At 52.2% G+C, this 25,361-nt stretch carries 31 protein-coding genes and 1 pseudogene; 24 read left to right on the forward strand and 8 right to left on the reverse strand.

Annotated elements, in window-relative coordinates; all coding sequences use genetic code 11:
• Window positions 1-11: 11 nt before the first annotated feature.
• The 6 genes from WFN75_RS05945 to WFN75_RS05970 all read right to left on the reverse strand — a co-directional run bounded on the left by WFN75_RS05945 (window position 12) and on the right by WFN75_RS05970 (window position 6,432).
• Complete coding sequence (locus tag WFN75_RS05945; RefSeq protein WP_336995777.1) at window positions 12-3,824, reverse strand: RecE family exodeoxyribonuclease; 3,813 nt, start codon at window positions 3,822-3,824, stop codon at window positions 12-14.
• 138 nt (window positions 3,825-3,962) lie between these two features.
• Window positions 3,963-4,124 carry a YdaE family protein gene (locus WFN75_RS05950; protein ID WP_336995778.1) on the reverse strand — a complete coding sequence of 54 codons (162 nt, stop codon included), beginning with the start codon at window positions 4,122-4,124 and terminating at the stop codon, window positions 3,963-3,965.
• 11 nt (window positions 4,125-4,135) lie between these two features.
• Window positions 4,136-4,342: a cell division inhibitor protein gene (locus WFN75_RS05955; RefSeq protein ID WP_336996225.1), complete on the reverse strand. Its 207-nt coding sequence runs from the start codon at window positions 4,340-4,342 to the stop codon at window positions 4,136-4,138.
• 571 nt (window positions 4,343-4,913) lie between these two features.
• Complete coding sequence (locus WFN75_RS05960; protein WP_336995779.1) at window positions 4,914-5,651, reverse strand: hypothetical protein; 738 nt, start codon at window positions 5,649-5,651, stop codon at window positions 4,914-4,916.
• Window positions 5,652-5,671: 20 nt separating this feature from the next.
• Window positions 5,672-5,950 (reverse strand): hypothetical protein, encoded by a 279-nt coding sequence (locus tag WFN75_RS05965; RefSeq protein ID WP_336995780.1) that lies wholly within the window; start codon window positions 5,948-5,950, stop codon window positions 5,672-5,674.
• A gap of 104 nt (window positions 5,951-6,054) precedes the next feature.
• The gene (locus tag WFN75_RS05970; protein ID WP_336995781.1) at window positions 6,055-6,432 is read right to left on the reverse strand and encodes a helix-turn-helix domain-containing protein; all 378 of its coding nucleotides are present in this window, start codon (window positions 6,430-6,432) and stop codon (window positions 6,055-6,057) included.
• A gap of 104 nt (window positions 6,433-6,536) precedes the next feature.
• Between WFN75_RS05970 and WFN75_RS05975 the strand changes: the two genes are divergently transcribed.
• From WFN75_RS05975 to WFN75_RS06000, 6 genes and pseudogenes are all read left to right on the forward strand, one after another.
• Window positions 6,537-6,755, forward strand: coding sequence for a transcriptional regulator (locus WFN75_RS05975; protein ID WP_021543299.1), 219 nt, complete (start codon window positions 6,537-6,539; stop codon window positions 6,753-6,755).
• Window positions 6,756-6,766: 11 nt separating this feature from the next.
• On the forward strand, window positions 6,767-7,324 hold the full coding sequence (locus WFN75_RS05980; protein WP_336995782.1) for a toxin YdaT family protein: 558 nt from the start codon (window positions 6,767-6,769) through the stop codon (window positions 7,322-7,324).
• 84 nt (window positions 7,325-7,408) lie between these two features.
• Window positions 7,409-8,392, forward strand: a complete 984-nt coding sequence (locus WFN75_RS05985; RefSeq protein ID WP_336995783.1) for a replication protein — start codon at window positions 7,409-7,411, stop codon at window positions 8,390-8,392.
• Window positions 8,389-9,141: an ATP-binding protein gene (locus WFN75_RS05990; RefSeq protein ID WP_336995784.1), complete on the forward strand. Its 753-nt coding sequence runs from the start codon at window positions 8,389-8,391 to the stop codon at window positions 9,139-9,141. Before WFN75_RS05985 ends, WFN75_RS05990 begins: the two co-directional genes overlap by 4 nt.
• 17 nt (window positions 9,142-9,158) lie before the next feature.
• On the forward strand, window positions 9,159-9,860 hold the full coding sequence (locus WFN75_RS05995; RefSeq protein WP_336995785.1) for a DUF1627 domain-containing protein: 702 nt from the start codon (window positions 9,159-9,161) through the stop codon (window positions 9,858-9,860).
• Window positions 9,847-10,086 (forward strand): annotated as a pseudogene (locus WFN75_RS06000) (DUF977 family protein); the annotation flags it as partial. The gene WFN75_RS05995 and the pseudogene WFN75_RS06000, both read left to right, overlap by 14 nt.
• 732 nt (window positions 10,087-10,818) lie before the next feature.
• On the opposite strand, the gene WFN75_RS06005 reads toward WFN75_RS06000, so the two are convergent.
• Window positions 10,819-11,259: a hypothetical protein gene (locus WFN75_RS06005; RefSeq protein WP_336995786.1), complete on the reverse strand. Its 441-nt coding sequence runs from the start codon at window positions 11,257-11,259 to the stop codon at window positions 10,819-10,821.
• Window positions 11,260-12,153: 894 nt separating this feature from the next.
• Between WFN75_RS06005 and WFN75_RS06010 the strand changes: the two genes are divergently transcribed.
• The 12 genes from WFN75_RS06010 to WFN75_RS06065 all read left to right on the forward strand — a co-directional run bounded on the left by WFN75_RS06010 (window position 12,154) and on the right by WFN75_RS06065 (window position 18,219).
• Window positions 12,154-12,750, forward strand: coding sequence for a DUF1367 family protein (locus tag WFN75_RS06010; protein ID WP_336995787.1), 597 nt, complete (start codon window positions 12,154-12,156; stop codon window positions 12,748-12,750).
• 4 nt (window positions 12,751-12,754) lie between these two features.
• Window positions 12,755-12,955 carry a hypothetical protein gene (locus tag WFN75_RS06015; RefSeq protein ID WP_336995788.1) on the forward strand — a complete coding sequence of 67 codons (201 nt, stop codon included), beginning with the start codon at window positions 12,755-12,757 and terminating at the stop codon, window positions 12,953-12,955.
• 2 nt (window positions 12,956-12,957) lie between these two features.
• Window positions 12,958-13,569, forward strand: coding sequence for a recombination protein NinG (locus WFN75_RS06020; protein WP_336995789.1), 612 nt, complete (start codon window positions 12,958-12,960; stop codon window positions 13,567-13,569).
• Window positions 13,566-13,706 (forward strand): YlcG family protein, encoded by a 141-nt coding sequence (locus WFN75_RS06025; RefSeq protein WP_336995790.1) that lies wholly within the window; start codon window positions 13,566-13,568, stop codon window positions 13,704-13,706. The genes WFN75_RS06020 and WFN75_RS06025 overlap by 4 nt, the downstream gene beginning before the upstream one ends.
• Entirely contained in the window at window positions 13,703-14,281 is a 579-nt protein-coding gene (locus WFN75_RS06030) for a DUF1133 family protein (RefSeq protein ID WP_336995791.1), read from the forward strand. Before WFN75_RS06025 ends, WFN75_RS06030 begins: the two co-directional genes overlap by 4 nt.
• Window positions 14,282-14,852: 571 nt before the next feature.
• Window positions 14,853-15,068, forward strand: a complete 216-nt coding sequence (locus WFN75_RS06035) for a class II holin family protein (protein WP_053271627.1) — start codon at window positions 14,853-14,855, stop codon at window positions 15,066-15,068.
• Window positions 15,068-15,604 (forward strand): lysozyme, encoded by a 537-nt coding sequence (locus WFN75_RS06040; RefSeq protein WP_442913265.1) that lies wholly within the window; start codon window positions 15,068-15,070, stop codon window positions 15,602-15,604. Before WFN75_RS06035 ends, WFN75_RS06040 begins: the two co-directional genes overlap by 1 nt.
• Entirely contained in the window at window positions 15,601-16,062 is a 462-nt protein-coding gene (locus tag WFN75_RS06045) for a lysis protein (protein ID WP_336995792.1), read from the forward strand. Before WFN75_RS06040 ends, WFN75_RS06045 begins: the two co-directional genes overlap by 4 nt.
• Window positions 16,063-16,204: 142 nt before the next feature.
• Entirely contained in the window at window positions 16,205-16,465 is a 261-nt protein-coding gene (locus WFN75_RS06050; RefSeq protein ID WP_040074996.1) for a hypothetical protein, read from the forward strand.
• Between the two features lie 177 nt (window positions 16,466-16,642).
• A complete protein-coding gene (locus WFN75_RS06055; RefSeq protein WP_336995793.1) occupies window positions 16,643-16,831 on the forward strand; it encodes a hypothetical protein in 189 nt (62 codons plus the stop codon).
• A gap of 390 nt (window positions 16,832-17,221) precedes the next feature.
• A complete protein-coding gene (locus WFN75_RS06060) occupies window positions 17,222-17,680 on the forward strand; it encodes a hypothetical protein (protein WP_336995794.1) in 459 nt (152 codons plus the stop codon).
• Between the two features lie 272 nt (window positions 17,681-17,952).
• The gene (locus WFN75_RS06065) at window positions 17,953-18,219 is read left to right on the forward strand and encodes a hypothetical protein (protein ID WP_336995795.1); all 267 of its coding nucleotides are present in this window, start codon (window positions 17,953-17,955) and stop codon (window positions 18,217-18,219) included.
• A gap of 92 nt (window positions 18,220-18,311) precedes the next feature.
• Here the strand turns inward: WFN75_RS06065 and WFN75_RS06070 are convergent, their stop codons facing one another.
• Window positions 18,312-18,494 carry a hypothetical protein gene (locus WFN75_RS06070; RefSeq protein ID WP_336995796.1) on the reverse strand — a complete coding sequence of 61 codons (183 nt, stop codon included), beginning with the start codon at window positions 18,492-18,494 and terminating at the stop codon, window positions 18,312-18,314.
• A 68-nt stretch (window positions 18,495-18,562) separates the two neighbouring features.
• On the opposite strand from WFN75_RS06070, the gene WFN75_RS06075 reads away from it, so the two are divergent.
• The 6 genes from WFN75_RS06075 (at window position 18,563) to WFN75_RS06100 (ending at window position 25,354) form a co-directional block, all read left to right on the forward strand.
• Window positions 18,563-19,135: a terminase small subunit gene (locus WFN75_RS06075; protein WP_336995797.1), complete on the forward strand. Its 573-nt coding sequence runs from the start codon at window positions 18,563-18,565 to the stop codon at window positions 19,133-19,135.
• Window positions 19,132-20,703 (forward strand): terminase, encoded by a 1,572-nt coding sequence (locus WFN75_RS06080; protein WP_336995798.1) that lies wholly within the window; start codon window positions 19,132-19,134, stop codon window positions 20,701-20,703. Before WFN75_RS06075 ends, WFN75_RS06080 begins: the two co-directional genes overlap by 4 nt.
• Before the next feature lie 4 nt (window positions 20,704-20,707).
• Complete coding sequence (locus tag WFN75_RS06085) at window positions 20,708-22,111, forward strand: DUF4055 domain-containing protein (protein ID WP_336995799.1); 1,404 nt, start codon at window positions 20,708-20,710, stop codon at window positions 22,109-22,111.
• A 1-nt stretch (window position 22,112) separates the two neighbouring features.
• On the forward strand, window positions 22,113-23,216 hold the full coding sequence (locus WFN75_RS06090) for a hypothetical protein (RefSeq protein ID WP_336995800.1): 1,104 nt from the start codon (window positions 22,113-22,115) through the stop codon (window positions 23,214-23,216).
• A 228-nt stretch (window positions 23,217-23,444) separates the two neighbouring features.
• Entirely contained in the window at window positions 23,445-24,197 is a 753-nt protein-coding gene (locus WFN75_RS06095; protein ID WP_336995801.1) for a DUF6651 domain-containing protein, read from the forward strand.
• A 17-nt stretch (window positions 24,198-24,214) separates the two neighbouring features.
• Window positions 24,215-25,354, forward strand: coding sequence for a P22 phage major capsid protein family protein (locus WFN75_RS06100; protein ID WP_336995802.1), 1,140 nt, complete (start codon window positions 24,215-24,217; stop codon window positions 25,352-25,354).
• Window positions 25,355-25,361: the final 7 nt, after the last annotated feature.

A 25,361-nucleotide genomic window follows, 5' to 3' on the forward strand; every position in this document is an offset into this window, starting at 1 on the left:
CGTCATTCCCCTTATGCCTGAGTGCGCAGCGCTTCAAGGCGGCGCAGGTCGAAGTCGTTCAGTTCGTCGGTGTAGTCTTCGGTGATCGGCGCTGGCCACACGCCAGTGTCGAAAGCGTTAGCGATGCGGTTCATCGTCTGGCGATACTCGAGCATGCCCAGCTCAATCAGTTCTTCGCTGGCCTCAACGATGGCGATCCAGTGATAACCCTCGTCTTTGTTAACGAAAATCCAGAAGAATTGATCCAGCGCCGCGGTGTTCATATACATGGCCGCGCTGAGGTGATAATCGCGGTCGATGATTTCGCGGTGCAGACGGGCCCGCAGGCCGGACTGCTTCACATTCCACATGCTGATGGTTTTCAGGTCGGCACCGATGCGTACGGCGTCGATGTCGATTTCCAGATCCGGACGCACGCGGATTTCCAGCCCGGTCTCCTCATCGATACCGAAATAGCTCGTCTCAACAGCGCGATCAGGGTGCAGCAGCAGCTTGCCGGCGGTCGGGTGCTCGTGCAGTGCTTTCTGAATAGCCAGCGCCGTTTGCATCTGCTGCTGGGTAACCAGAATCTTTTCACCCGGATTCTCGCGCCACGCATCCAGCAGTTCGTCAGCGAATACCGCATCCGGCTTAACGGACTTCACCGCCTGGATCATTTCCGCTTTGGTGCTGGACACTTTCAGCGGTGCCGGTTTCTGTACTTCCTGCGCCACCAGGTCAGGATTGATGATCGCCAGCTGCTCGAGGAGCGCGTCACGGCTGCCACTGGTTTTCACCGGCGAAGGCAGGGTAGCGTTGTACTCTTTGATGCAGACTTTCATCGCCGTCGCTGTCTGTCTCTTAACGACTTCAACACGCTGGTATTCTTCCGGTAGCGACATGTAACTCTGCGCGGTTTCTTCCATGCAGGCGCCCAGCGGCACCGGCACCGGCAGGGTGGCGTTGTGCTCTTCAAGCAGCGCTTTGATATCGTCTACGCTTAGCAGCGCAGGCAGGGTGGCGTTGTGCGCGTCAATGAACTCGCGCAGAGTCGCCGCGGTTGTAAATGCCCCCTCCGGAATCACCGGCTCAACGCTGAAATCTTCATAGAGGTTTTCCGGCTGCAGCGCCAGCGCATGCACCAGGTTACCCATATCCAGCACTTTGGAACCTTCACGCGGGATGGTCTTAGCGACGTGACGCGCGTTGAAGTACATCAGGCTGACACGGGCATCTTTCACCTGGGTGCTGCTGATCCCGTTTGCTGCGTGGTAGACGTTATTCGGCAGACCTTCATAGCGACCCGGTTCGAAGTAAGCCGGGTATTCGGCTACTGGTTCGGCCTGATGCGCTTTTGGCTCGTTCTGATTCACTTTTGGTGTGTTTTGATGCGCAGAATCGTCATCTTGATGCGCATTTTCCGCGTTTTGGTTCACATCGGCCTGTTCTTGGTTAGCCTGGCTCGGCGCTGCGGCGGCCAGAACTTCGGACGAATTCAGGGCATCTGTTTGCGGATCAGCTGCATCAGCGCTTTCGCCTGGTGGTAACGCGTCACCAGCTTCTCCTTCCTGCGGGTGAGTCTCTTCCATCTGCACATCGCTGGTGGTCTCCGTTACTGTTTCCGTTTTTTCGACTGAGTTTGAGGTGGTATTGATGACCGGGTCAGTTTTTCCACCCATCAGGCCATCGATAGAGAACACGCCGCCGCCGAGGTTCGCGACCTGCGGCTGGCTGGCGGTGGAGCCTGCCCACTTAGGAAGGTTCTGCGTTTCTGCTTCATCTTTATCAGCGAGTTTTTGCTCACCTGCTTCTACCCATTTTGGCAATACGTGTTGCTCGGCAGCCAATTTCTGATTGACTTCACTTTCCCAGCTTACTTCTGGGGTGTGGCGTGCCGCCGCTAGCATTTCCGCTGTAGGATGCTCATGGTCGGTTTCGGTCAGGTTGGCGTGGATGTGTCCGCGAATGTGCTTAGGTTCGAAATGAATCCCACTAAAAGCGCTACGGATCAGTGCAAAAATTGCAGCGCGGGAATAATCCAGAATGCCTGGCGTTGCGCGCAGAGCTTCAGACCATTCTTTAAACGGACTGTAATTTGCTGCGACTATAGCTTTCGCCTGGCGGAACTCTTCACTTGGGATGTCGTAAATATTGAAGTGAGTTGAAAGGGTTGCTAACGCAATCTCTGTATCGAGACCGTCAAAATCGTGTTTGTAGTTAGGGTTGCGATCCGTCTTTCCGCCACCGACCGGCTGCTCTGCCTCCCCGGACTTAGCAGCTGGCGCAGGCACAGTCACCAACTCAGTTGCAGCATTGAATTCAGCCGTCATCGTCTGGGTAATAAACTCCAGGTGAGCAACAGGCGTCAGGTGGATGTTCTCCGGTGCGATGCGTACTAGGTTGAAGATGGCTGCACGGTTTACCGACAGAATGCCAGGCTGATTGCGAAGGATCGCACTCCAGGACTTCCAGGGCTGCTCTTTGCTGGCGACAATATCTTTGGCGCGGCGGTGAATGCTGCCCGGGATTTCGAGGTGGTTAAAGTCCATCGGAAGTAAGGCACAGGCGATTTCCAGATCCAGAGTATCCAGGGTGTGATGGGCACCTTCACCGCGGTCGGTGATAAAACCGCCGTCTGCATTGGTGCCTGTGTCAGTGCGCTGCACATCACTGATACGGTTGCCGGCAGCCCATTCGCGCGCCAGGATACCGCGGTTGATGTAATCAGTTGCAGCCCATATTCTGGTGAAACGGAGTACCAGAGCTAGCTCGTGACGCTTATCCTGGCTGAATACCTTGCGAATGGCATCGGTGTAGCGCCACAGGTCTTTAGTATCGTAGCTTTTTAATTCCGGGCAGCTCTCTGCGGCCAGGAGAAGGTTCTGGACGTAGGGGTTATCAGTATCCATTTCCAGCACGCCGAGAGCTGCGAACTCCTCACGAGTTACGTGGTGGCGCAGTTCGTCAGCAGTGAACTGGGCGAGCAGCTGTTTGCGGAAGGGCATCTGCACAACGGGATAGCGAGTATCTTCATCGTCATGCTCATCGATCACCAGACCTTGCTCGACTAACGCATTGTTGTCAGAAACATCAGTTTCAACACTTGCTTTGAGCAGAGAGGATTTGCCATTCTTCCAGTCCTCAACCAGCTGATTGCGATCATCGGCCTTAATCCACCCAGACATGAAGGTGGCCAGCATTGCGGGTTCGTGTTCTTTTCCCTGAGAGAAAACGTCTTTGACGGCCTGAACCAGTTTCCACTCGGCATGCAGGCTGAGATCGCCAATATCAGCAACATCATTTTTGGCCTGCATCAGGATTTGGAAGTAAGCATTACCCTCATCGTTCGCCAGTTCGGTGGCAACGATCTGCTGCTCCTGGCTAATCTCCGAAAGATACTTATCACCCAACAGATGGACGGCGAAGCGGACAGCCGGGGTGCGATTTTCAAGTAGGGAGGTGGTGCCCACATTTGCTGTATCAGGGGCAGTTACAGCCGCGTCCAGCTGATTCTCATCGCTGGTGGCGCTGTCGGGGGCGATAGTGGTTTCGCTCTGAGATGCGGCGCCCGGGATCACATTCCAGGTGCGGCCGTCTTCATCCAGGGCGTAGCGCTGGCACCAGGTGTAATCAATCACGCCTTCTTCCGGCAGGTCGTTAATAACAGGCATGTCGGTACGGATCGGCTTGGCGTAATCTTTACCACGGCCGGTTTCAATTTCGGCGTCTTCAAGCGCGACATCCAGCTGCAGGTTTGCGCGCGCTGCAGTTTTCGCAGTGAACCAAATCACCGCATCTTTCTTTCCAGACTTCTGACTGGCTTTAAGCAGATGGAAAAATTCCATATCAGATCCTCATTTTTGGATGTAAGATCCCCGGGCCAGAGATAGCGCCCATTGGGTGTGTTTTTGGGTTAGGTAGTTTTCCGGTGTAACTTTGGTCGGTGTCACCGGACGTACAGGCCGCCTTGCGCGGCTTTTACGTTATGCTTCGTGAGCCATCTGGTCGTATGAAGCGCAACGTACAGAGCAGTAGTTACGTTGTTCGCGCGCCAGCTGGGCGCCGCTGATGAAGAGCAATTCGTTTTTAACTTCCTTCCCTTGCTCGACCGGTTTGCGGCAGTAGGCGCATTTCTTCTCTTGCATGATCCCCTCCGTTAATGGCTCAGGCCATTCCCCACGCCGTTTAAATAGACCTCAACCAACAACTCCTTGGTGTAGGTGCGTTCTACGCCACGGTGAAGATACAGGCGACCACGTGCATTAGCAGATGCGGTCCAGGTTGATTCTTTGTGTTTGACGAGCATGCCGGGCAGAACTGCGCCGCGGTTGACCGTCTGGGTGCCATAGTGCTGATGAACCATGATGATTCCCTCTTGTTTGCCCTTGTCGCCAGGCTGGCGGAACGTTTCTTTAACCTGATGCGCGTTAATCACTCCACCTCATCCGACTATTCGTATGTCGTCGGCGGCTACTTCGTGGGCTCCATGCCTGGGTGGTACGTGGTGCGTCTTGGTGGGATTATATTAAGTCTGCGGCTTAAATTGTGTCAAGTCTGGGGTGAAGTTAATTTGTAAGTTTGAGGCTTAATCGTGATGTTTGATGTAGAAATAGAGCGCAAACTCACTCTGTTTAGTGCCAGTTTGTCGCTAAACACGCTCAGTTTGAGATCGATACTGGCAGTGCTAATCTTTCTGAGGGCATAACCGAGCGGAACGATGAGGAACAAAGACGAACATACTGGGTTGGTTGGCTTGGCTATCGGCGCGGCAGTGATTGGCCTGGTATCAGCTCAAAAGCCCATTAACCGGACGAGCATTATTGACGAACTGGTGAGGTTGGGAAGGCAGAAGGGCGATGGTGTTGAGGATGAAATCTTTGTTTAGGCTGCGGAACTGGTGAGAAAAGGAGTTTCATAAACCCGGCATAGCCGGGTTAGTGATGGTTAGATTTAGGGGGTTGTGCAGGTGCCGAAGAGATTGGAGGCTGAGGTACTTGAATGACAATTGGTTGAGAACTTGACGTTGGTTGCGCAGGCTTAAAACTATTGACTGACGAAATCACCCCAGGAATAGCCACGATTAACGCTATAATTGTGCCAAAAATAGCTAATCGAGTTGAGATACCTGATTGTATGCCGCTAATCGCAGTGTTGATTCCTGTCATCTGACCTTGGAGGCCGCTGAAATTTCCATTTATCGCTTTAATGTCACCATCAACGCTATCCAGCTTTCCATCAATTTTAGCTGATAATGCTGAAATTGAATTGTTTAGCTGGGAAATTTGAAAGTTTTGATGCTCGCGCCATTCAGCCATGTCGCGCTGCATTTTGGCTGCGATAGCTTCAAATTCGGCCTTGTTTTTATCAAGCTTAGCATCAAGCTCTTCCCTTGTTACTGACATAATTTCATTCTCTACCTGCAAAAGTTCTTTGCCAAGCGGACCTGTGTTAGAGACTACTTGACCACTTTTCCCATGTATTCCATGACGCTCATGGTGTAAGTCTACCTCACTTCTATCAGTTTGGTTTGATTCTTCTTCAATAATGATTTTAACATCATTTAAGTCTCTTTTTGGTTGATAAACCTGTTTGACTTGATCTTTAGGGATGTTCCTAAGTTTCGAAGTAATAGGTATTACTTCAGCAAGATTACCACTTGCACCGTGGCTCATACTTTGTCCCGGCATATCGTTTACGCTTTTTTATGAAGAGCATCAAGTTGTTGGACGATAGTTTGAGCCAATTCTCTCGCTTGATATTCCGAAAGCGATATTGTTGCAATCGCTTCAGCATTTAAATCTGACATGCTAGACATTTGATTAAATTCGTTTTTATGAACCTTCGCAACGTATTTAACAAAAGTGATAGAGCAAAATTGCTCTGGCCCGACATTAGTCCCTATCACGTACCATGAGTTTGCTGATTCGCTGAGGTAATTTTTGGATTCGTTGATATATTTTTCTTCAATCATAATGCCCTCTTAAACGCTTGTGTGAAATAATTATTATAAATAAGGATTTTAAAAACCTAGAACGCGGGGTAAGGTTTTTATCAATACAAACAGATGGTTAGTGTTTATGTTTTAATCCGACCTTTCATGTACTTTTCATACAGTTCGTCCAGCTCTTTGAGGCGAATCGCGAAGATGCGGAGCATGTTCTGTTGCTCTTCTTCCGGTAGCTGGCGATAGAGCTCCAGCACGCGCTGTTCGTCCGGCTTCAATCCATCCTTCTCACCAACGTCCTCACCGAGTAACCATGGCACCGAAACCCCAGCTGCGTCAGCAACCGCTAAGGCCGATTTCTTACTGATCACACCTTTCTTGAACCAGCCGTTCACAGACTGCGGGGTCACCCCAGCAACCCTAGCCATATCGGATTTAGTCATGCCGCGCCCGTTCAGCTCTGAAAGGCGTTCGACAAGTGTCGGATTAAGTACGTTTTTCTCTTTCATGGTTAAAAGAATAAGCCTTTTGCTTAAACTTGGAAATTCGCCTCAGGCTTGACAATAAATTAAGTCTCAGGCTTAATTTGATTGTATTCAATTCGGAGACAACAATGAACGGGTTAACAAAAGCCATTAAGTCCGCTGGTACTGCAACAAATCTCGCAACCATGCTGGGCATCAAACCAATGTCAGTTAGTCGCTGGAAAAACCGCTATCAGGGAGTAGTGCCTGCTGATCGGGTCCTTCAAATCTACGCGGCCACTGGCGTAACTCCTCACGAACTGCGCCCAGATCTCTACCCAAATCCAACTGACGGTTTACCAAAGTAGGAGCATTAACAATGCAAACACTTTCTTTTCAACAGAATAACAGAGCGTCATCGGAGCGCCTGAAATTTCAGTATCAACTGAGTGAGCCCGAAAGTCGGCTAATTGATCATCGTGCCATTTGCTCTGCTGTTCGCGCCTGGGCGGCGGCTGAGGGACGCGTTGCGGTGGCAATGATAATCAAGGAGGCTGCAGAAGAAGCGGCGTTGACCTGCGTCGACATGAGCGGGAACGCGGACGTATGGAACGTGAAGTTATTCCGGTGGCTAGACAACCATGAAAAATCGCCTGCTTATCGGGCAAACGTCGAACAGCTGGCTCCGGTGATTATTTCTGTTTTGCCGCTGGCCTATAGGGATCGCGTGGTTAAAAACGATTGTACTTCAGCACGTATAGCCAGATCGGTTAAGGAAGATGCTGAGTCAATCCAGGTTGTGGCTCTTGGAGCTCCTAAACACGAGCGCCTGAAGGAGATCAGCGAAAGCATTGTGGCGAAGTTTTATCTGGATGGCCCTGACTCTGTGGCGCCGCTAATGGCGATGGTGACGACGATGCTGGGAGGGTCGCTATGACGAGTTCTAAAAAGGCGAAAGCCGCGGTGCAGCAACACCAACGGCTTTCAGGTGCAAAAACTGTGTGTAATTGCGGAGAACAGTATGTCAAATACCGCTGAAATATTCAAATTCCCCACGCAACAGGGGAAGCCGGAGGGTCGCATGGCCGAGCTGGAGAACGGCTATTTGCGTTTAGCCAACCAGATCCAGGATGCTCTGTGTATCGTCGAACTATCAGGTCGCGAATTCCGCGTTCTAAACGCTATCGTTCGTCTGACGTATGGCTGGTCCAAAAAGTCGGACAGAATCGCCAACAGCCTCCTCGCGGACAAAACAACGCTGAAGGTAAAGCACGTTTCTGAAGCGGTGCTGAGCCTCGCGTACAGGAACATCATTATCCTTCGCCGCATTGGGCAAACCAGATACATCGGGATTAATACCAACCTGGATAAATGGGCTTACACAAAGCCGAATTGTACAAGATGCCCAGTGATTTTCCCTGCTGCTGATGCTGTCACATGGGTTATCTCGCTTCCTGAAGTTAGTCTTTGCAATCCCCAGAAACGGGGATGGTTATCCCCGAAAACAGGGACAGCTATCCCTGAAAACGGGGATAGCAAAAATACCCCTCAAACCATCCCTGAAAACGGGGATGGTTATCCCCGAAAACAGGGAAAGGTATCCCCGAAAACAGGGAACACCAAAGACATTCTTCCAAAGACAAATATAAATACAGATCTAACCCCCTCTAATCCCCCAAAGGGGAAGGTGAAGTTTGATCCGCTGAGTATCCAGGTTCCTGAATGGCTAAATGCCGAATCATGGAGCGAGTGGGTCGCTTATCGCCGCCAGGCTGGGAAGCCAATCAAAACTGAGATGACCGTGACCAAGGCATTCAACTTGCTGAAAGAGTGCCTGGACGAAGGCCACGACCCGGTAGCCGTCATCAACGCGAGCATAGCCAACGGATATCAGGGCCTGTTCAAACCGAAATTCGGTCTCAGCAGCCGCAAGGAAGTCCGGGACGTGAATCGGATCTCACGTCCTGACAGCAAGATCCCTACAGGCTTCAGAGGTGCAGAATGAAAAATGTCATCGGTACTGGTACCGCTCTTGAGCGCCTGAAGAAAATTATCCCGGCCAGCGTACAGCCGAAATTCAGCAGCGTCGCCGAATGGCAGGCATGGCAGCAGGAAGAGGGCCGTAAACACTGCCTGCAAATCGAGAAGCAAAACCAGCGGGCTAGGTCTGAAAAGATTTTCGGTCGAGCCGGCATACAGGCTCTGCACCGCAGCTGCTCATTTGCGAACTATGAAGTCACTGGTCCAGAGCAGCGCTCGGCCTACAGCATGGCGAAAAGCTACGCGCAGAACTTCGGCGGCGGCAGCTTCGCAAGCTTCGTCTTCAGCGGCGCACCGGGTACCGGGAAAAACCATCTGGCAGCGGCGATCGGTAACCACCTGCTGGCGGCTGGCCATTCCGTTCTGGTGGTGACCATCCCTGATCTAATGCTCCGCGTACGCGAGTGCTACGACGAGGGGCTGTCCGAATCGTCACTGCTGAACGACCTGTGCAACGTCGATCTCCTGGTGCTTGACGAAGTTGGCATCCAGCGTGGCTCTAGCGGCGAGAAGGTCATCATCAACCAGGTAATCGACCGCAGACTCTCCTCAATGCGCCCTGTCGGCATCCTGACCAACCTGAATCATGGCGAACTGGTGACCACTCTGGGCGCGCGCGTCATGGATCGTTTACAGATGGACGGTGGTATCTGGGTCAATTTCGACTGGGAAAGCTACCGCAAAAACGTGTCGCACCTGCGTCCGGTTAAATAATTTCTAAGGGGAAAACTATGGAAACCGTAATCCAAGCACTGGAAAAAATGGGCCGGGCGACATACCGCGAATTGGCCGCTCGTCTGGATATTGAGCCTGTCGAAGCACTGAACATGCTGCGTGAACAGCGCGATCAGGGTCTTTGTGATTTCTCCGATGGCGGCTGGTTCCTTGGTTCCGCAAGGGATGCGAAACGCGTTGCTTGCGTGCCACCGGCAAAGCCTGCACTGCATGGCGAAGCGCCAGAGCCCGTAGACCCGGCGGTGATTAAGCAACTCCTGGCGAAGAACGGCGCCATGGATACCGTATCGCTGGCGGCAGTGGTGAACCGTAACGGTCGCGGGATGACCTCAGCAATGCGTGCGCTGGAGCGCCAGGGCATCGTGGTGAAGAACGGGCAGGGCAAAGGCGTCACCTGGTCACTACCGGCGGCGACAACGGTAACCGCTGAAGAACCAGCTGCGCCAGCAGAAATTGCATTACCTGAAGTGGTCGAGACGGTTCAACCGAAGGACGTTGTGCAGATTGTCAGTGAGATCCCTTCGTTCACCGAAGGGTGCTACGCATCCGTGACCATTCCGACGGTCCGGGTTATCTCCCGCGAAATTCGGCGCACGAAGAGCAAGCTGGCGAACCTGGAGAGATTGCGCGACGCCGTTCGCATTGTTGGCCGCCATAAGCACCTCGTAAACGCGGAGGTCGAAAATAGCAAGGCCTAAGTCCCATCAGGAACGCGCGCTGTTTATCGCATGGATCATCGAGATGGTGAAAAAGTATGGCCACGCGACGACCAAAGACATCGTGGAGATGTTCGGGCTGCATCGCACCACCGCCGAGAAATACATCCGGGTTGCCATAAAACAGGGCTCACTAATCCGCCACGGACGGTGCGGCATCTTCCGCGACGAACGCGCAGTTATCGACTTTGATCTGGAACGCTATACGCATCGGGGAGCATCAAAATGAACGATTCACTGAATAATAAAGAGCTTGTGGAGGTAGCTCATGGATTTGCAAAGGCGATGATATCCAGCGATCAAGTTGCTGTGATCCAAAAACAAAACATAGGATAAGGGCTGTGATAAAATCATAGCCCTCTATAGAAGGTTATCAAATCCGAAATGACAAACCCAGCCCACATAAAGCTTCCAACGGTTGAGCAGCTAATCGCTGTCGCTAAGGAACGCAATATTCCATTAACAGAAAAAAAAGCTAAGACGCTGCTGAAGCGTTGGAAGATCGACATCGAAAGAATGTCCATCCCAGAGAGTGCAATCCAAGGGAATATGGAAATATTTCTCCGTTACATTCAGCCTGGATTCGTCGTCACGAATCCAGGAACCAAAACGGCTTACTCGATACCACACAAAACTAAAAGAAGGTGAGTCATAAGTTCCGTAAACATCGCACTAAGAAATTTTAGGAAGCGCGCGACAAATCAATTATGATCACACAGCTCCGGGTGACACGATTATCATTGGCTAGGAATATCGTGAAGGTAAATCCGAAGGAAAGCGGGTGGCCCAGTGTGAAAATGAGGTACCGCCAAAATTCACCTTGGATCTGGTGATAATCATTATTATTGAGCTGTTTCGAACCGGTAGTATAACTGGATGCTCAACACCCCTCTATATTTGAGGGGGTACCTATCGTGAATGGCGCTTAGAAACCTTAAGATTAACGTGACTTGAAATTCACCTTTTTCTCTTCTGATTTAGCACCGCATTTCACGCATTGGTATAAGTGATGTGTATCGGTAGAACCAGCCGATGTCCATGAATGTTGCTTTCCGTGGATGCGCTCGGATCTGCAACGTGTACAACTTTGTTTAACATTGCAGTAGTCGTCAACATCGACGTTTTCATAGCCTTCATGCCTCTCCCCCTCTTTTTCAAATCCGCATTTAAGGCACTTCTTAACTGTTACGCATTTGTATTCGAATTTATACTCGGCTTGTCCAAGTTGATGTTTTTCCGTCTTGATCGTCTCCTGACAGTCGGGGCAAACTTTTGAGTATTTGCAAGTTTCGCCCTCGATTGGCCGGAAATTCCCGCCATGAATTCCAACAGCGCATTTTGCTTTTAATGCTGCACTTTTGATACTGTCCCAAAAACCCATACTTGAACCTCATGAATGGTATTTAAAATCAACTACTTATAGTTAATGTTCGTGTGTTTAGCTTTTGATGGTTTAACTTAGATGCTTGTCTACATCTATGGTTAAATCATCGGCACAGAATTCATAAATCTTTAACTATCTTTACGCTTTATATCGTGCGAATGAGCTCCGTTAGGCGTTCTGCATCTCACAATGGATTAAATGCGGCTATTAATTCGAGCAATTGATAAGCGTCGCACTATTATAAATGGTCAAACTGACACACCTTGTCAGTATCGGATGTTCCTTCAGAATCGAGTCTGCACCCCTGTATGCTAACTTTTTAAAAAAAAGGTATTCCTTATCATCTGTATGGAATAAAGCACTGTAAATTCAATTAGTTGTATAATGTTCTGCAAGGTTGTCTTTAACTGTCGCATATTTTGAAAATGTATGAATACTGTTTGTTCATACAGTTATTTGATGTATGGTTTGAATGCAACAGCGATAAACATTTATTTTTCTGCCGGCGAACCTATTAGGAAATTTACGCCATTTGATATTTTTGTCCTACGAAGAGAACTTCTCTCATAAGTTAGTAAGTATTTTTAGATAGCAAAGTGCAAAGTAAGGGGGTTGATGTGAATGAAGGTCAGAGGCAGGGTGACTGGTACGATATTATCAGGCGAACGGACGGCAAGCTTGTCGGCTCAATGCTGCTTGAAAGCCGTTGTCTCGTTTACTGCAGGAATGGGATGGTTTCATGCCGTCCGTTGCTGGAAGATGAGGGGATTTTTAATCTTTCTTCAGGCACACGTTTTCTTCGCCGTCTTGGCTACCGCATAACGCAACCCTCTGATATCATAATTTCAACGGACTGAACACCCGTTAACCTGATGCGCCACGGAGAATACCATGGCGCAGTTACAACTTATCAAGCAGTCCTCAGGAATCCTGATCCCCGCAACGCCGGAGACCAGCAAATTACTGCAATCAAAAATCAAGCTTGGCGCCGTACTGGTTGCCGAATTCAAACAGGTCCGTAACGCGGCTTTTCACCGTCGCTTCTTCGCGCTGCTGAATCTGGGCTTCGAATACTGGGAGCCAACCGGCGGGGCCATCTCATCCAACGAACGTAAGCTGGTGACCGGCTACGCCAAATTCCTGGCATCCTTCGGCGGGAGCGAAACCGCGCTGCTGGATGCGGCTGAACAGTATCTCGATCGCATCGCCGACAAGCGCACCGGGAGCATCAGCGCCTGTAAGTCCTTCGACGCTTATCGCGCCTGGGTAACAATCGAATCCGGCCACTACGACGCCATACAACTACCAGATGGCACCCTTCGCAAGCACCCCCGCAGCATTGCCTTCGCCAACATGGACGAAACCGAGTTTCAGCAGCTGTATAAGGCCGCACTTGATGTTCTCTGGCGCTGGATATTGTCCAGGGCATTCAAAGACCAGCGCGAGGCCGAGAAAGCCGCTGCGCAGCTCATGAGCTTCGGGGGTTAACCAGATGGCGAAATCATGGTTCCAACATACCGAATGCACCACTGCGCAGGCCGAACAGCTGCTGGCGGATTACCGGCGCCGCGGCGTGGAAGTTGAGCGCAGCCTGAATCCCGATTGCATCACCTGGACTGTGAGCGCCCGGTTGCCGGAAGCCAGGCGGCAAGAACGCACGCCGCGGACATTTCGCCAAAAAGGCTGGGGGTGATTATGGCTAAGAAACCCCGCCGTAAGTGCGCAAACCAGAACTGCCGCGAGTGGTTCCACCCGGTTCGTAACGACCAGGTGGTCTGCTCTTATGCGTGCGCCACTGTTGTTGGTAAAGAGCAGACAGCAAAAAACCGGGCCGCCGAAAAACGCAAAGAGGCTCAGCAGCAGCGGGCCCATGAGAAAACCGAGCGTGCGGCCTGGCGCCAGCGTAAGGCATCAGTAAAACCGCTCAAACACTGGGTGGACCTGACCCAGCGCGCTGTTAATGACATTTGTCGTGAAACTGAACTGTCAGAAGGTAGGGGCTGCATTTCCTGTGGCACCAAAACCGCCTTTGCCTGGCATGCTGGTCATTACCGGACGACGGCTGCTGCCGGACACTTGCGCTTCACGCGTATCAACATCCATCTGCAGTGCGATGTTTGCAATGTCCATAAATCGGGAAACATCGAAAAATATCGCGCTGCGCTGGTGGAGCTATACGGCGAAGAAGTTGTAATGAGCCTGGAGAACAACAACACCCCACATCGCTGGACGGTGGATGAACTGAAAGAAATCAGGCTCACCGCTCTGGCAGACTTACGTTCACTGAAAAAGCAGGTGGCAGCATGAAACCGGAACTGATCGAATCGCTTCGCATGCGCTGGCTGCGCCTGCGCATTTACCGCCGATCGGGAACGGTGCTGGTGGACTACAGAATTTTACGAAATTTCATTCGCATTTACCTGATGGCAGGAGCCGCAGCATGATTCACGCAGAAGAAGTTGGCAAAGCAGGGGAGCATGCGCGCTTGCGCACGCTGGAGAGCATTTGGATCCAGGGAAAGCTGCGCATGTGGGGGCGATGGTCCTATATCGGCGGAGGTCGTGCCGGGAATATGTTCAATCAGCTGCTGACCAGCAAAACGGTAAGCAAGACCGCAATCAATGAAGCCCTGCGGCGCATGAAGCAGGCCGGTATATCTAAGCCGGAGCTGGAAGAGTTCCTCCGTGAAATGCTCAGTGGCAAAAACAAAAGCGGTTTGGCATTTTGCTCTGATGAGGAGGGGCTGAAAATTGATGGTGTGATCGGCGCTGTGCTGGTCAACCCGGGCTATGCTGGCCTGTTCGGCATTCTGGCGCAGCGCTACCGCTGGCGGAAGAGCAAACGGCAGATGGCCGAGGGGCTGCAGGAACAGCACCCGGACTGGAGTTATATGACGTGTCGCCGCCGGATCGATATGTGGTTAAGTCTGGCCGAATCGATGCTTTACAGGCCAATGTGTGACACTTTCGGCACAAATGGTGATAGATTTTCCTTGCAAAGTGAGCCATCTGGTGATTGAATTGTGATAGGCTCGGGACGTTAAAGCGAACTGAGCAGCAAACATAAAAGAAGCCCGCCATTGAGCGGGTTTTTTTATTCCTAATGCCAGGTTGTCAGTTACACAAGCCGCTTGGTTTTTTAAGGGGTCCGCATTCTCCGAAATCCTGCATTACGTATCCTTTTGACTTCATGCAGTTCTCTACCTTTTTAGTTCTGGCAGTGAGCTGCTCTATCGTCTCGCCGGGCTTCAGGCAGTTGCGACAAAATTTTTTATCCCATGAATTAAGCGAAAATTTCCTGTCAACGCCGCACTCGTATAAATCGTTACGGCGAGTCTGCACATTTGTGTGACCCATAGTCTGTGGCTTTTGGAATGTCTGAACATATGGAAAGGACGTGTAATTACTTGAGTCCATATCTGCGACAACACAACCGGTTAAGCCAATACAACAAACCAGGCTGAGACTCGTTATCCTTTGCATCGTTTTTATCTCTCCATAATTACGTATTAAAACTCCCCGCGACCCGGCTTTTATCGGGCGTCCCTATTTATAGCACACAGCACCCCGAAACCAATCGGAGGTGAGAGCATGTTACGCATGGAAAAATTAACCACTGGTATCGCCTACGGAGCATCAGCAACCAACGCCGGTTACTGGAGTCTCCAGCTGCTCGATCAGGTATCACCATCGCAGTGGGCGGCCATTGGTGTACTCGGCAGCCTGGTCTTCGGGCTGCTGACTTATCTGACGAATTTGTACTTCAAAATCAAAGAGGACCGGCGCAAAGCCGCCAGGGGGGAATAGTGGCAGACAGATCAAAGCTAAGCGCCGCGGTACTGGGGCTGGTCCTCGCTGGTGCGTCAGCCTCCGCAATCCTCGATCAGTTCCTGGACGAGAAGGAAGGCAATAGCCTGAACGCCTACCGTGACGGCTCCGGCATCTGGACTATTTGCCGGGGCGCCACGCTGGTGGATGGTAAACCGGTTCGGCCGGGTATAAAACTGACCCAGGCCAAATGTGACCAGGTAAATGCAGCTGAGCGTAATAAAGCGCTGGCCTGGGTAGATCGTAATATCCACGTGCAGCTGACTGAACCACAGAAGGCCGGAATCGCCTCGTTCTGCCCCTACAACATCGGGCCGGGTAAGTGCTTCCCCTCTACGTTTTACCAGCGCATCAATGCTGGTGACCGTAAAAGGGCATGTGAAGCAATCCGCTGGTGGATACGTGACGGCGGCAAAGACTGCCGATTAACGAAGGGCCAAAAGAACGGCTGTTACGGGCAGGTTGAGAGGCGCTATCAAGAGAGCGCTTTAACTTGTTGGGGGATAGACAAGTGAGCCGATTTGCAGGTATCACCTGCGCTGTGATCATCATAGTTGTCAGTGCGATGGGATGGGCCGTAAGCCACTACCGTGACAACGCCATCACCTACAAAGAGCAGCGCGACAAGGCAACTGAGAATCTCAGCCTTGCGAACGATACCATTGACGACATGAAGGTGCGCCAGCGTGATGTGGCCGCACTGGATGCCAAATACACCGGAGAACTGCGGGATGCTAAAGCTACTATCGATCAGCTTGAGCGCGATGTTGCTTCTGGCAAGCGTCGGCTGCAGCTCAGCGCCAGATGTTCCACGAACGGAACGGCCAGCACCGGCGGCCTGGGCGATGAGCCCAGCCCCAGACTTACTGACTCCGCTCAACGGGATTATTTCACCCTCAGAGAGCGAATCGTCACAGTGACGAAGCAGGTCGGGTATCTGCAGGACTACATCAACACGCAGTGCCTAAAGTGATTTGGAGGCGCAATCCTAAATATTAGGCAGTTAGATCACCCACGAAAAAAGGTAGGGCTAGTCTATTATCATTACACCAGAGGCGGCATTATTTTATAGTTGGTGCAAGAAATAACTCTAACCAAACCCCTGGAATGTAATTATGGATAGCTTAACGGGCTTTGTAGTTTTCCTGATTGTTTGTCTCTTATTTGGATACCTGTGTCATGTATTTGCCAACCGAAAAATTAACAAAGCTAAGGCTGTGATTGAATCCCGTGAGGCAATAGGGAAACCCCTTCCAGAAGACGTTGTAAAGTACATGCTAGGAAGAGCAGGCTTCATTGCTGTGACATGTTCTACTATCAGCTTCATTTCGCTCATCATCGCCCTTAGTTGCCTTGCCTTCTGGTTTTTCCCGTAAAAGGGGAATGGTAAGAACTTGCCAACTTCTAAATTAAGAGTCGCCTGAGAGCGGCTTTTTTATTGCAGATAGAGCCTCATCCCTGAGGTTCTGACACAGTCTCTCCTCTGGACTTTAAAGGTAGCAAATTTTTACGGCCTCGCATGTGCGGGGCTTTTTATTAACAGAGGGTAAAGAATGTCATCTCCGATCATGAAGTATTTTACGTATCAGCATCTACCGGCACCCCTGCAGGAGGTGAGTAAGCCAATTGGCGATCTCGCGACGCTGATGGATGTAACCTTGCCGGACGGCGCAGAAAAGTCAGCGGGCCTGCGCAAATTGCTTGAGGCCAAAGACGCATTGGTACGCGCTAAGCTGGGTTAAGCCATTAGAAAGCCCATCTGCTGGTGGGCTTGATAATGGTTGTCCTAACGAAGACAAAAAAAAAGCCCCTGGTGTGGGGCTAGTATGAGTCAAATCATTATTATATTTATGTGCTTCTTGCTCTAAGGCTTTGGGACAATAACACCCCACCCCAATATTGCAAACAATATGCAACTTTTAATGCATCCACGTGATGTATGTCCGACCCTTTATCTTACCCCCTGTAAGGGATGATTTACTGAAAGTACCCAGGAGGGGATAAGACATAGCAGAAGCGATTAACAGAGTGCTTGTGTGAATGCCTCTCTCGGATCTTTAGGCAGAAAAACATATTTTGTAGTGATATCCTTACAAACTCTTAACAGATTCAATGGTTAAAGAGGCAAAAGAGTGTTTGGATTATTTAAACGCGGCCCCGCTGCAGTAAAAGTCAAAAATCACATCACAGACTTGATGACAGCAATGAGAGTCTCCTTCCGCGAATTAACGACTGGAAAGCGCTTCGATGAGACTACACTGCATATAGTTTGCACGAGCATTATCGTTGCGGCGATTATGGAGCGAGGGGTCAGCTCACCCAGACTAATGACCGCTCTCTCTGATCATGTAATGAACTCATACGGATTAAGCCTAGAAGAAATGCAGCTTACGCCTGTTCTTGCGCATGGCATGCTCAAAGGATTGAATGGGAAAGATCCGCAGCAGTTTAAAATGAGCATGCTTAATGACATTTGTCCTGGGCATGAGTTTAGTGAGGAAGGAATTAGATGGTTTGAAACCAACACGATTTTAGTAAGGGAACAAATCGATTCAAACCTTAAGGAAGCTATTCACACTCTGAGTCAATAGTTAGTTTGCTGGTCTGACACGCAAAGAACGACACTTCTCGTTAAATTTGATAAGCCACTTGCTTTCGCTGGTGGTTTTTTATTGCCATCACCATGGGCGAACTCATCGTGATGGCAATACCCCCTACAGCGGATAATCAAGTAAATATCCTCAGTAAGGGATAGGCATTACAGCAGGCATTCACTGAGTGCCTGGGATAATGCGTGACAAACCCCAAGTACTTTTATTCCCCAAGCTGTTAAATTGCTTTTTCAACATTGAAAGGAGAGAGCATGACAAAACAAGAGTTGTTTCTTTGGGGAGTACAAACGATCGTATTGAGCAATAACACTAACGTCATCCGGCAAGATCCTGAAGGTAAATTGGCGCATATTTATAGTGCCACTGGCATATTTAGCACCATACAAGATGCAATCTATGCAAGCGAAAGGATCCCCTCCGAACTAAGTGCCACGGAAGCTATTGACCAGTTCTGTTTTTATATGCTTGAGAATCTTCGTGAGGATTTGGAATGTCCTCAATGGTTCCGGCGCCATTAAAAAGTAACAGGTTTGAACATTAGCCACTGGCATCCGCTGGTGGCTTTTTTGTTGCCATCACAATGGGCAGACCCATCGTAATGGCATTGTAGCTAAACTTTCTTTCCGTCAACCGTAACGCTGGCAGTGGCAGAGCTGTTTGGTATGTAAACTCTGACCTTAGAACCGCTATCGGTAATCACTTCAATCGTCACAGATGTTGGCGGCGCGCCAGTGTCATCGCCCGTGAAAGCCGTAACGATTTCATCCGAGGTCTTATTTTGAATGATTGGCATTAGGGCTCCATTAACCAATCCAGCGTAAATCTTCACATTGCCCATTCGCATCTCCTAAAGGTATTTAAATGGCACTCACTGACAAACAAGAGATGTTCTGTCGCGAGTACCTCATCGATTTAAACGCCACGCAGGCGGCTATTCGTGCGGGGTACAGCGTCAAAACTGCAAACCGTACCGCATCCGAGAACCTGTCAAAACCTGTCATCCAAGAAAGGATTGCCGAACTTAAATCTAAGCGCAACGAGGATGTGGGCATTGATGCTGATTATGTGCTCCGGCGCTTGGTTGAAATCGACCAGATGGACGTTCTGGACATCCTGAATGATGACGGGAGCCTTAAGCCGATCACTTCATGGCCAAAGGCCTGGCGAGTTTCGCTAACCGGTCTGGACATCAGTACCACGATCCAGAACTTCGACGAGGAGACAGCGGAAACCATCCTCAAAAAGGTCAAATGGCCTGATAAGGTTAAAAACCTTGAACTGCTTGGCAAGCATGTGCGCGTTCAGGCATTCAAAGAACAGGTTGAGCAGAAGGTCACCGCAACCCACAGCATCATGCCGGTTCCTTCCTGCGATAACGTAGACGAGTGGGAAGCAGCAGCGCAGAAGCAGCAGAGCGAGGTTCTTGGTGGATGAATTACAAAGCTGTCTGGAAACCTCTACCGGGGTCGCAGTCGCTCTCCCTGAGCTGCCCGTGTAACGAAATTCTCTACGAGGGAACGCGTGGGCCCGGAAAAACTGCCGCACAACTGGCGCGATTTCGTCGCCTCGTTGGCCTGGGCTACGGCTCGTTCTGGCGCGGTGTCATCTTCGATACTGAGTACAAAAACCTCACCGACATCATCACCCAGTCGAAGCGTATGTACCGCCTCTTTAACGACGGTGCACGCTATCTGGCGTCAGCGTCCGAACTGCGCTGGGTGTGGCCGACCGGCGAAGAGCTATTGTTCCGATTCGGAAAGGAGGAGGGCGACTACTGGGACTATCACGGTCAGGAGTTCCCTTTCATTGGCTTCAATGAACTGACCAAGCAGCAATCGTCCGAGTTCTACGAAATGATGTTCTCTTGCCGGCGCTCGTCGTTCCGGCCAGAAAACTATCCGCGGGAAGACGGCTCATTACTGAAGCCGATCCCACTTGAAACATTCAGCACCACGAACCCGTTTGGCATCGGCCATACCTGGGTGAAGAAGCGCTTCATCGAGCCTGCTCCGCGCGGCACTATCATTCGCGAAACGCAGAAGGTGTTCAACCCACAGACCGAGAGGGAAGAGGATGTGACGCTGACTCGCGTGGCGATTCATGGCTCTTTTAAAGAGAACCCATATCTGGATCCGCAATACATCGCAACGCTGATGGCTATCAAAGATCCCAACCGGCGAAAGGCCTGGGTAGAGGGTTCGTGGGACGTTACCAGCGGTGGACGCTTTGACCACTTGTGGAATGCCTCGCATCACGTCATCAAGCCGTTCCGCATTCCGGACAGTTGGACGGTTGATCGTTCCCATGACTGGGGTGAATCGAAGCCGTTCTCCAACCTCTGGTGGGCGCGCGCCGATGGCACCGCCGCCGAGCTGCCTGATGGACGTCAGTTCTGCCCGCCGGCTGGGTCGTTGGTCCTGATTGGTGAGTGGTACGGCTGCCCTCCGGACGAGTTGAACAAGGGCCTGAACATGTCCTCCACAAACGTCGCCAAAGGTGTGGCGTGGGTGGATAAGCGGCTGGTGGGCGAAGAGCTAGCAGAGCCCGAGGAGATAAAACTCAACGGTGTGACGCAGGGCCAACTGAACATCATGCCCGGCATTTGCAAGAAGGTTCTCCCCGGCCCGGCTGACGGTGCGATTTATAACACGGGCGATGACGAACTCTCTATTGCCCAGAAGATGGAATCGCAGGGCGTTAAGTGGGTGCCATCCAATAAGAAACCGGGGTCACGCGTCAACGGTGCGGCCCTGTTTGCTGACATGCTTGAGGCTGTTGTTGAAGGCAAGAAGCTGGAGTCCGGCATACCAGAGAAGCCAGCATTCTACGTGTTTGAATACTGCCGGGGCTGGATAAGCCGTGTGCCGGTGCTCGTTCGCGACAGCAAGAACCCCGACGATGTAGACACCCAGCAGGAAGATCACGATTGGGATGGCACCCGCTACGCCGTCCTGCATTCACCGCCGAAGAAAGTCGGCAAAGTCACCAACCTACGGATTTAACTCCATGCCTGATATTTCAACACCCAATCTGGACTATGGGAACATGGTGCAGGCGTGGGACATTAACGACGCCCTGATGGGCGGCACGCTGTACATGCGTCAGCTGGGTGAGGCTTATCTTCCGCGCTGGCCGAAAGAAGACAAAGAGGATTACAAAAAGCGCCTGGCAGTGGCCACGCTTCTCCCTGCCTACGAAGAGACGATCAACCAGAACGTCGGGCGTGTATTTGCCGAGCCGATTAAGCTGAGTGAGGACGTGCCGGACCAGATCCGCGAATTTACTAAAGATATCGACCTCGAAGGTACCCGCCTGGATGTATGGGCGCAGTCATTCTTCAGCCTGGCGATGCAGTATGGCCTTTCCCATGCGCTGGTGGACTACCCCCGCGTTGACCCCGAACAGGTGAAGACCAAGGCGGATGAGAAGGCCACCGGCGCGCGACCATACGTCACCATGCTGAATCCCCGCCAGGTTATCGGCTGGAAGTCGAAGATGGTCGGCGGCAAAGTGCAGCTCACTGCGCTGCGCATCAAAGAGGTGGTGGTCGAAGACGGAGACGACTTCGGGCAGACGAAAGTCGAGCAGATCCGCCTCCTGACGCCTGGCAAGGTGCAGATTTACCGGAAGTCTACCGGTGCAGAGGGGCAGGCCACATGGGCGTTACACGACGAGTGGCAAACCTCCCGTCGCGATATCACCCTTGTCACGCTCTACACCAAGCGCACCGGCTTTATGTGCGGTTCACCGCCGCTGCTCAACATGGCGCTGCTGAACGTCAAGCACTGGCAGAGCCAGAGCGAGCAGGACAACATCCTGCACGTTGTACGTGTTCCAATCCTGTCAGTGTTTGGACTTGAGGAGGGAGAAGAGCTGGTGATTGGCTCGTCGTCTGCCACATCGTTCTCCGATCGTCAAAAACAGGGGATGGAATACACCGAGCATACTGGCGCTGCAATCGGCGCTGGCGAAGAGTCACTGGATAAGCTGGTGGAGCAGATGCGCCAGGCTGGCGCGAAGCTGCTGCGCACAGACAACACCTCTACGAAGTCCGTGGATCAGACCTCTGAAGAGAAAATGCAGGAGCAGTCACCGCTCTACACGATGGCGACCAGCCTGGAGGATGCCATCGACAACATCCTGCAAATCATGGCCGAGTACATCGGTGAGAAAGAGGGGGGTAACGTCGATGTCCGCACCGAGCTGGACGTCGAGTCGAATGAGTTTAACCCCCCAGCAGCGCTGGCTATTCAGTCCCTGCGCCAGGGTGGTGACATCCGTCGTATTGATGCCATCAAAGCCCTGCAGAAGCTCAACCTGATTGATGCTGATGCCGACCCGGATAAGGTGCTCAGCGAACTGCTGGCTGAATCGGCCTCGCTGAATGAGCCTCCACCGGAAGAGGTGTGACATGGCCCGTTCCGTCAACGACCGCCTGCAGGATGAGACGATAGCGCATGGCCTGTATGTGACGCGCTACGGTACTGGCGTCGCCCGGCGCATGATGACGCTGCTGAATAAACTCGATGCCGACCTAGCCGCGAAACTGCTGGTGCTTCTGGACGGCAAACGGGCTGATACCTACAGCGCCCGTCGCCTGGCATCGCTGCTGGCTGGTGTCCGTGACCTGAATCAGCAGGCCTACGAACCGGTTAACGCGGCGCTGGCACGCGAACTGACGCGCTACGTTGAATATGAGGCCGGGTATCAACTGGACCTGTTCAGCAGCATCATCCCGCAGCAGATCCTTAAACACGTTCCGCTGCAAAGCATTGCACCTGAGCAGGTCTACGCAGCAGCAGCAGCGCAGCCGTTCCAGGGGCGATTACTGAAGGAGTGGGGCCAGAAGCTTGAAGCCGACCGTCTGGACAAAATCACCAATGCTGTGCGCTCCGGCTTCCTACAGGGCGAAACGGTAGAGCAGATTGTCCGACGGGTCGCCGGCACGCCAAAGCTTAACCGTGAAGATGGGGTTATCAACTCATCCCGGCGCGACCTGGCGGTGGTAACCCGCACCGCGGTGAACCATATGGCAGCCACGGCGCGACAGGAGTTCGCCCAAAGCAATAGCGATATCGTCAAAGCCAAGCAGTGGTCATCCACGCTGGACACGCATACCAGTCAGTGGTGCATCATCCGCGACCGCAAGCTCTACACCCTCGACGGCAAGCCGCTGGGGCATGTGGTGCCGTATCTGCGCGGCCCTGGCAAAATTCACTTCTGCTGCCGCTCCGGCGAAATCCTGATCACAAAGTCATGGGAAGAGCTAATGATCCCCCGTGATGAGCTGAGCACCGCCACGCGCGCGTCGATGGATGGGCAGGTGCCAGCGCATACCAGCTATGCCGACTGGCTCGCCAGGCAGACATACGCGCGACAGGAGCAGGTACTGGGTGTAACCCGGGCGCAGATGCTGCGTGACGGCAAAATCACGGTACCCGAGATGTTCAACGATGCCGGGGAGTTTCTCACCCTGGAGGAACTTCGCCGCGTGGATGCGTCGGCGTTTGAATAGGAGGGTGTGATGCTTGAGATGATTTTGAGCATGGCCTCGATTGTGCTGGGGCTGGTGGCAATAGCCATATCCTCTCGGTGCATCTACGAAATGTGGTGTTTCCTGAGAGAGTAAAAGAACAAACAGGTCGCTTCGGCGGCCTTTTTTTATGCCTGCCGCTGAGCGGATGCGACGCGGTGACCGGGTCGGATGACCCACTACCAATGGCCGGAAGGCTGGAGCAAAACAATGAAACTCAAACTCGATGCTAACGGATATGTGGTCGTTGAAAACGGTATGCCTGTGTACGTCCATGATGACGGCAAAGAGATCCCGTTCGATGCAGCCGCAGCGATGACCAAAATCACCTCCCTGAACGGTGAGGCCAAAACCCACCGTGAGGCGAAGGAGGCGGCGGAAGCCAACCTTGCGAAATTCGCTGGCATCTCCGACCCGACCAAGGCGCTCGAGGCCATGGAAATGATGACCAAAATCGACCAGAAGAAACTGATCGACGCTGGCGCCGTTGACCAGGTGAAGGCCGAGATCACCAAGGTATTCCAGCAGCAGCTGGACGAAGCGAACGGCAAGACCAAAAAGCTTGAATCCCAGCTCTACGACGAGATGATCGGCGGCCGCTTCGGTGGCTCGAAGTTTATCTCCGAGAAGATGGCGATCCCGGCTGAGTTCGTGCGTTCCCACTTCGGGCAGAACTTCAAAATCGAAGACGGCAAGGTCGTGGCCTATGACGGGCAGGGCAACAAGGTGTTCTCCCGTACCAAGCCTGGCGAGCTGGCCAGCTTCGATGAAGCGCTGGAATCCCTGGTCGAGTTGCATCCGCAAAAAGACTACATCCTCAAATCGTCCGGCAACAGCGGCGGTGGCTCTCACCAGTCGCAGCATCAGGCCGGGCAGAAAACTATGAAACGCGATGCGTTTGATTCCCTGGATATCGCTGGCAAACAGTCAGCGCTTAAAGACGGCGTCAGCATCGTCGATTAAATCGAAAGGAGCCATAAATGGCAGGTAATACCCTTACTGGTCTGATCCCGACCATCTATACCGCGCTGGACGTAGTATCCCGCGAACAAACTGGTTTTATTCCTGCGGTGGCGCGTGACGCGAAAGCGGATGCTGCTGCAAAAGACCAGACCGTACGTGCGCCAGTCGCACCTGCAGCCACCACTGAAGATATTGTCCCTGGTCCGGCAGCGCCTAATTCTGGCGACCAGACCATCGGTGGTGTGGATGTCAAAATCACCAAATCCAAAATGGCCCCTGTGAAATGGAATGGTGAAGAGCAATTAGCTCTAGGCCCGGCTGGTACCTACAACACCATCCTGGCTGACCAGTTCAAGCAGGCTTTCCGCGCGCTGGCGAACGAAGTGGATGCAGACCTCGCTGCGCTGTACCTCAACTCCTCCCGCGCCGTTGGCGCGCCGAAGGATACCCCGTTCAGCATCAAAGACGATCTGACTGATGCTGCGTTGGCGCGTCAAATCCTGACCGATAACGGTGCGCCGACTACCGATTTGCGTATGGTGCTGGGTGGCGAAGCGATGGCATCCATCCGTGGTAAACAGGCTGTCCTCTTCAAAGCGAACGAAGCGGGAACCGACCAACTGCTGCGTGAAGGTGTGATCGGTCGCATCATGGGATTCAACCTCCACGAATCCTTCAGCATCAAGCGTACCGCGAAAAGCGCTGCTGCTGGCTATAAGGTCAATGGCGCGAAGAAAGAGGGCGATATCATCATCGCTATCTCTGCCGGCACCGGCGGTATTGCTGCAGGTACTGCGGTGAAGTTCGATGGTGATGATAACCAGTATCTGGTTGTTGCGGCTACGTCTTCCACTATAACCATCAGCGCGCCGGGGCTCCGTCAGGATCTGGCAGACCAGGCTGATGTCACTGTGTTGAGCGAATTCGTACCGAACATGGCGTTTGACCGCGGGGCGTTCCTGCTGGCCAGCCGTACTCCGGCAATGCCTGAAGGTGGCGATACTGCTGATGACGTCATGAATGTGACTGACCCGGTATCTGGCATCACCTTCCAGGTGGCGCTGTACCGCCAGTACCGTCAGGTGCGTTATGAAGTGGGTCTGGCATGGGGTGTGGCTGCTGTAGCACCACGTCATTCCGCCATCATCATGGGTTAACCCAAGG

The organism is Leclercia sp. UBA7405, from assembly GCF_037152215.1.
Taxonomy (GTDB): domain Bacteria; phylum Pseudomonadota; class Gammaproteobacteria; order Enterobacterales; family Enterobacteriaceae; genus Enterobacter; species Enterobacter pneumoniae.

Coding starts and splice junctions, on each gene's coding strand:
- WFN75_RS05945 (WP_336995777.1), bottom strand. CDS start 3,824: ATGGAATTTTTCCATCTGCTTAAAGCCAGTCAGAAGTCTGGAAAGAAA.
- WFN75_RS05950 (WP_336995778.1), bottom strand. CDS start 4,124: ATGCAAGAGAAGAAATGCGCCTACTGCCGCAAACCGGTCGAGCAAGGG.
- WFN75_RS05955 (WP_336996225.1), bottom strand. CDS start 4,342: ATGGTTCATCAGCACTATGGCACCCAGACGGTCAACCGCGGCGCAGTT.
- WFN75_RS05960 (WP_336995779.1), bottom strand. CDS start 5,651: ATGAGCCACGGTGCAAGTGGTAATCTTGCTGAAGTAATACCTATTACT.
- WFN75_RS05965 (WP_336995780.1), bottom strand. CDS start 5,950: ATGATTGAAGAAAAATATATCAACGAATCCAAAAATTACCTCAGCGAA.
- WFN75_RS05970 (WP_336995781.1), bottom strand. CDS start 6,432: ATGAAAGAGAAAAACGTACTTAATCCGACACTTGTCGAACGCCTTTCA.
- WFN75_RS05975 (WP_021543299.1), top strand. CDS start 6,537: ATGAACGGGTTAACAAAAGCCATTAAGTCCGCTGGTACTGCAACAAAT.
- WFN75_RS05980 (WP_336995782.1), top strand. CDS start 6,767: ATGCAAACACTTTCTTTTCAACAGAATAACAGAGCGTCATCGGAGCGC.
- WFN75_RS05985 (WP_336995783.1), top strand. CDS start 7,409: ATGTCAAATACCGCTGAAATATTCAAATTCCCCACGCAACAGGGGAAG.
- WFN75_RS05990 (WP_336995784.1), top strand. CDS start 8,389: ATGAAAAATGTCATCGGTACTGGTACCGCTCTTGAGCGCCTGAAGAAA.
- WFN75_RS05995 (WP_336995785.1), top strand. CDS start 9,159: ATGGAAACCGTAATCCAAGCACTGGAAAAAATGGGCCGGGCGACATAC.
- WFN75_RS06005 (WP_336995786.1), bottom strand. CDS start 11,259: ATGGGTTTTTGGGACAGTATCAAAAGTGCAGCATTAAAAGCAAAATGC.
- WFN75_RS06010 (WP_336995787.1), top strand. CDS start 12,154: ATGGCGCAGTTACAACTTATCAAGCAGTCCTCAGGAATCCTGATCCCC.
- WFN75_RS06015 (WP_336995788.1), top strand. CDS start 12,755: ATGGCGAAATCATGGTTCCAACATACCGAATGCACCACTGCGCAGGCC.
- WFN75_RS06020 (WP_336995789.1), top strand. CDS start 12,958: ATGGCTAAGAAACCCCGCCGTAAGTGCGCAAACCAGAACTGCCGCGAG.
- WFN75_RS06025 (WP_336995790.1), top strand. CDS start 13,566: ATGAAACCGGAACTGATCGAATCGCTTCGCATGCGCTGGCTGCGCCTG.
- WFN75_RS06030 (WP_336995791.1), top strand. CDS start 13,703: ATGATTCACGCAGAAGAAGTTGGCAAAGCAGGGGAGCATGCGCGCTTG.
- WFN75_RS06035 (WP_053271627.1), top strand. CDS start 14,853: ATGTTACGCATGGAAAAATTAACCACTGGTATCGCCTACGGAGCATCA.
- WFN75_RS06050 (WP_040074996.1), top strand. CDS start 16,205: ATGGATAGCTTAACGGGCTTTGTAGTTTTCCTGATTGTTTGTCTCTTA.
- WFN75_RS06055 (WP_336995793.1), top strand. CDS start 16,643: ATGTCATCTCCGATCATGAAGTATTTTACGTATCAGCATCTACCGGCA.
- WFN75_RS06065 (WP_336995795.1), top strand. CDS start 17,953: ATGACAAAACAAGAGTTGTTTCTTTGGGGAGTACAAACGATCGTATTG.
- WFN75_RS06070 (WP_336995796.1), bottom strand. CDS start 18,494: ATGCCAATCATTCAAAATAAGACCTCGGATGAAATCGTTACGGCTTTC.
- WFN75_RS06075 (WP_336995797.1), top strand. CDS start 18,563: ATGGCACTCACTGACAAACAAGAGATGTTCTGTCGCGAGTACCTCATC.
- WFN75_RS06080 (WP_336995798.1), top strand. CDS start 19,132: ATGAATTACAAAGCTGTCTGGAAACCTCTACCGGGGTCGCAGTCGCTC.
- WFN75_RS06085 (WP_336995799.1), top strand. CDS start 20,708: ATGCCTGATATTTCAACACCCAATCTGGACTATGGGAACATGGTGCAG.
- WFN75_RS06090 (WP_336995800.1), top strand. CDS start 22,113: ATGGCCCGTTCCGTCAACGACCGCCTGCAGGATGAGACGATAGCGCAT.
- WFN75_RS06095 (WP_336995801.1), top strand. CDS start 23,445: ATGAAACTCAAACTCGATGCTAACGGATATGTGGTCGTTGAAAACGGT.
- WFN75_RS06100 (WP_336995802.1), top strand. CDS start 24,215: ATGGCAGGTAATACCCTTACTGGTCTGATCCCGACCATCTATACCGCG.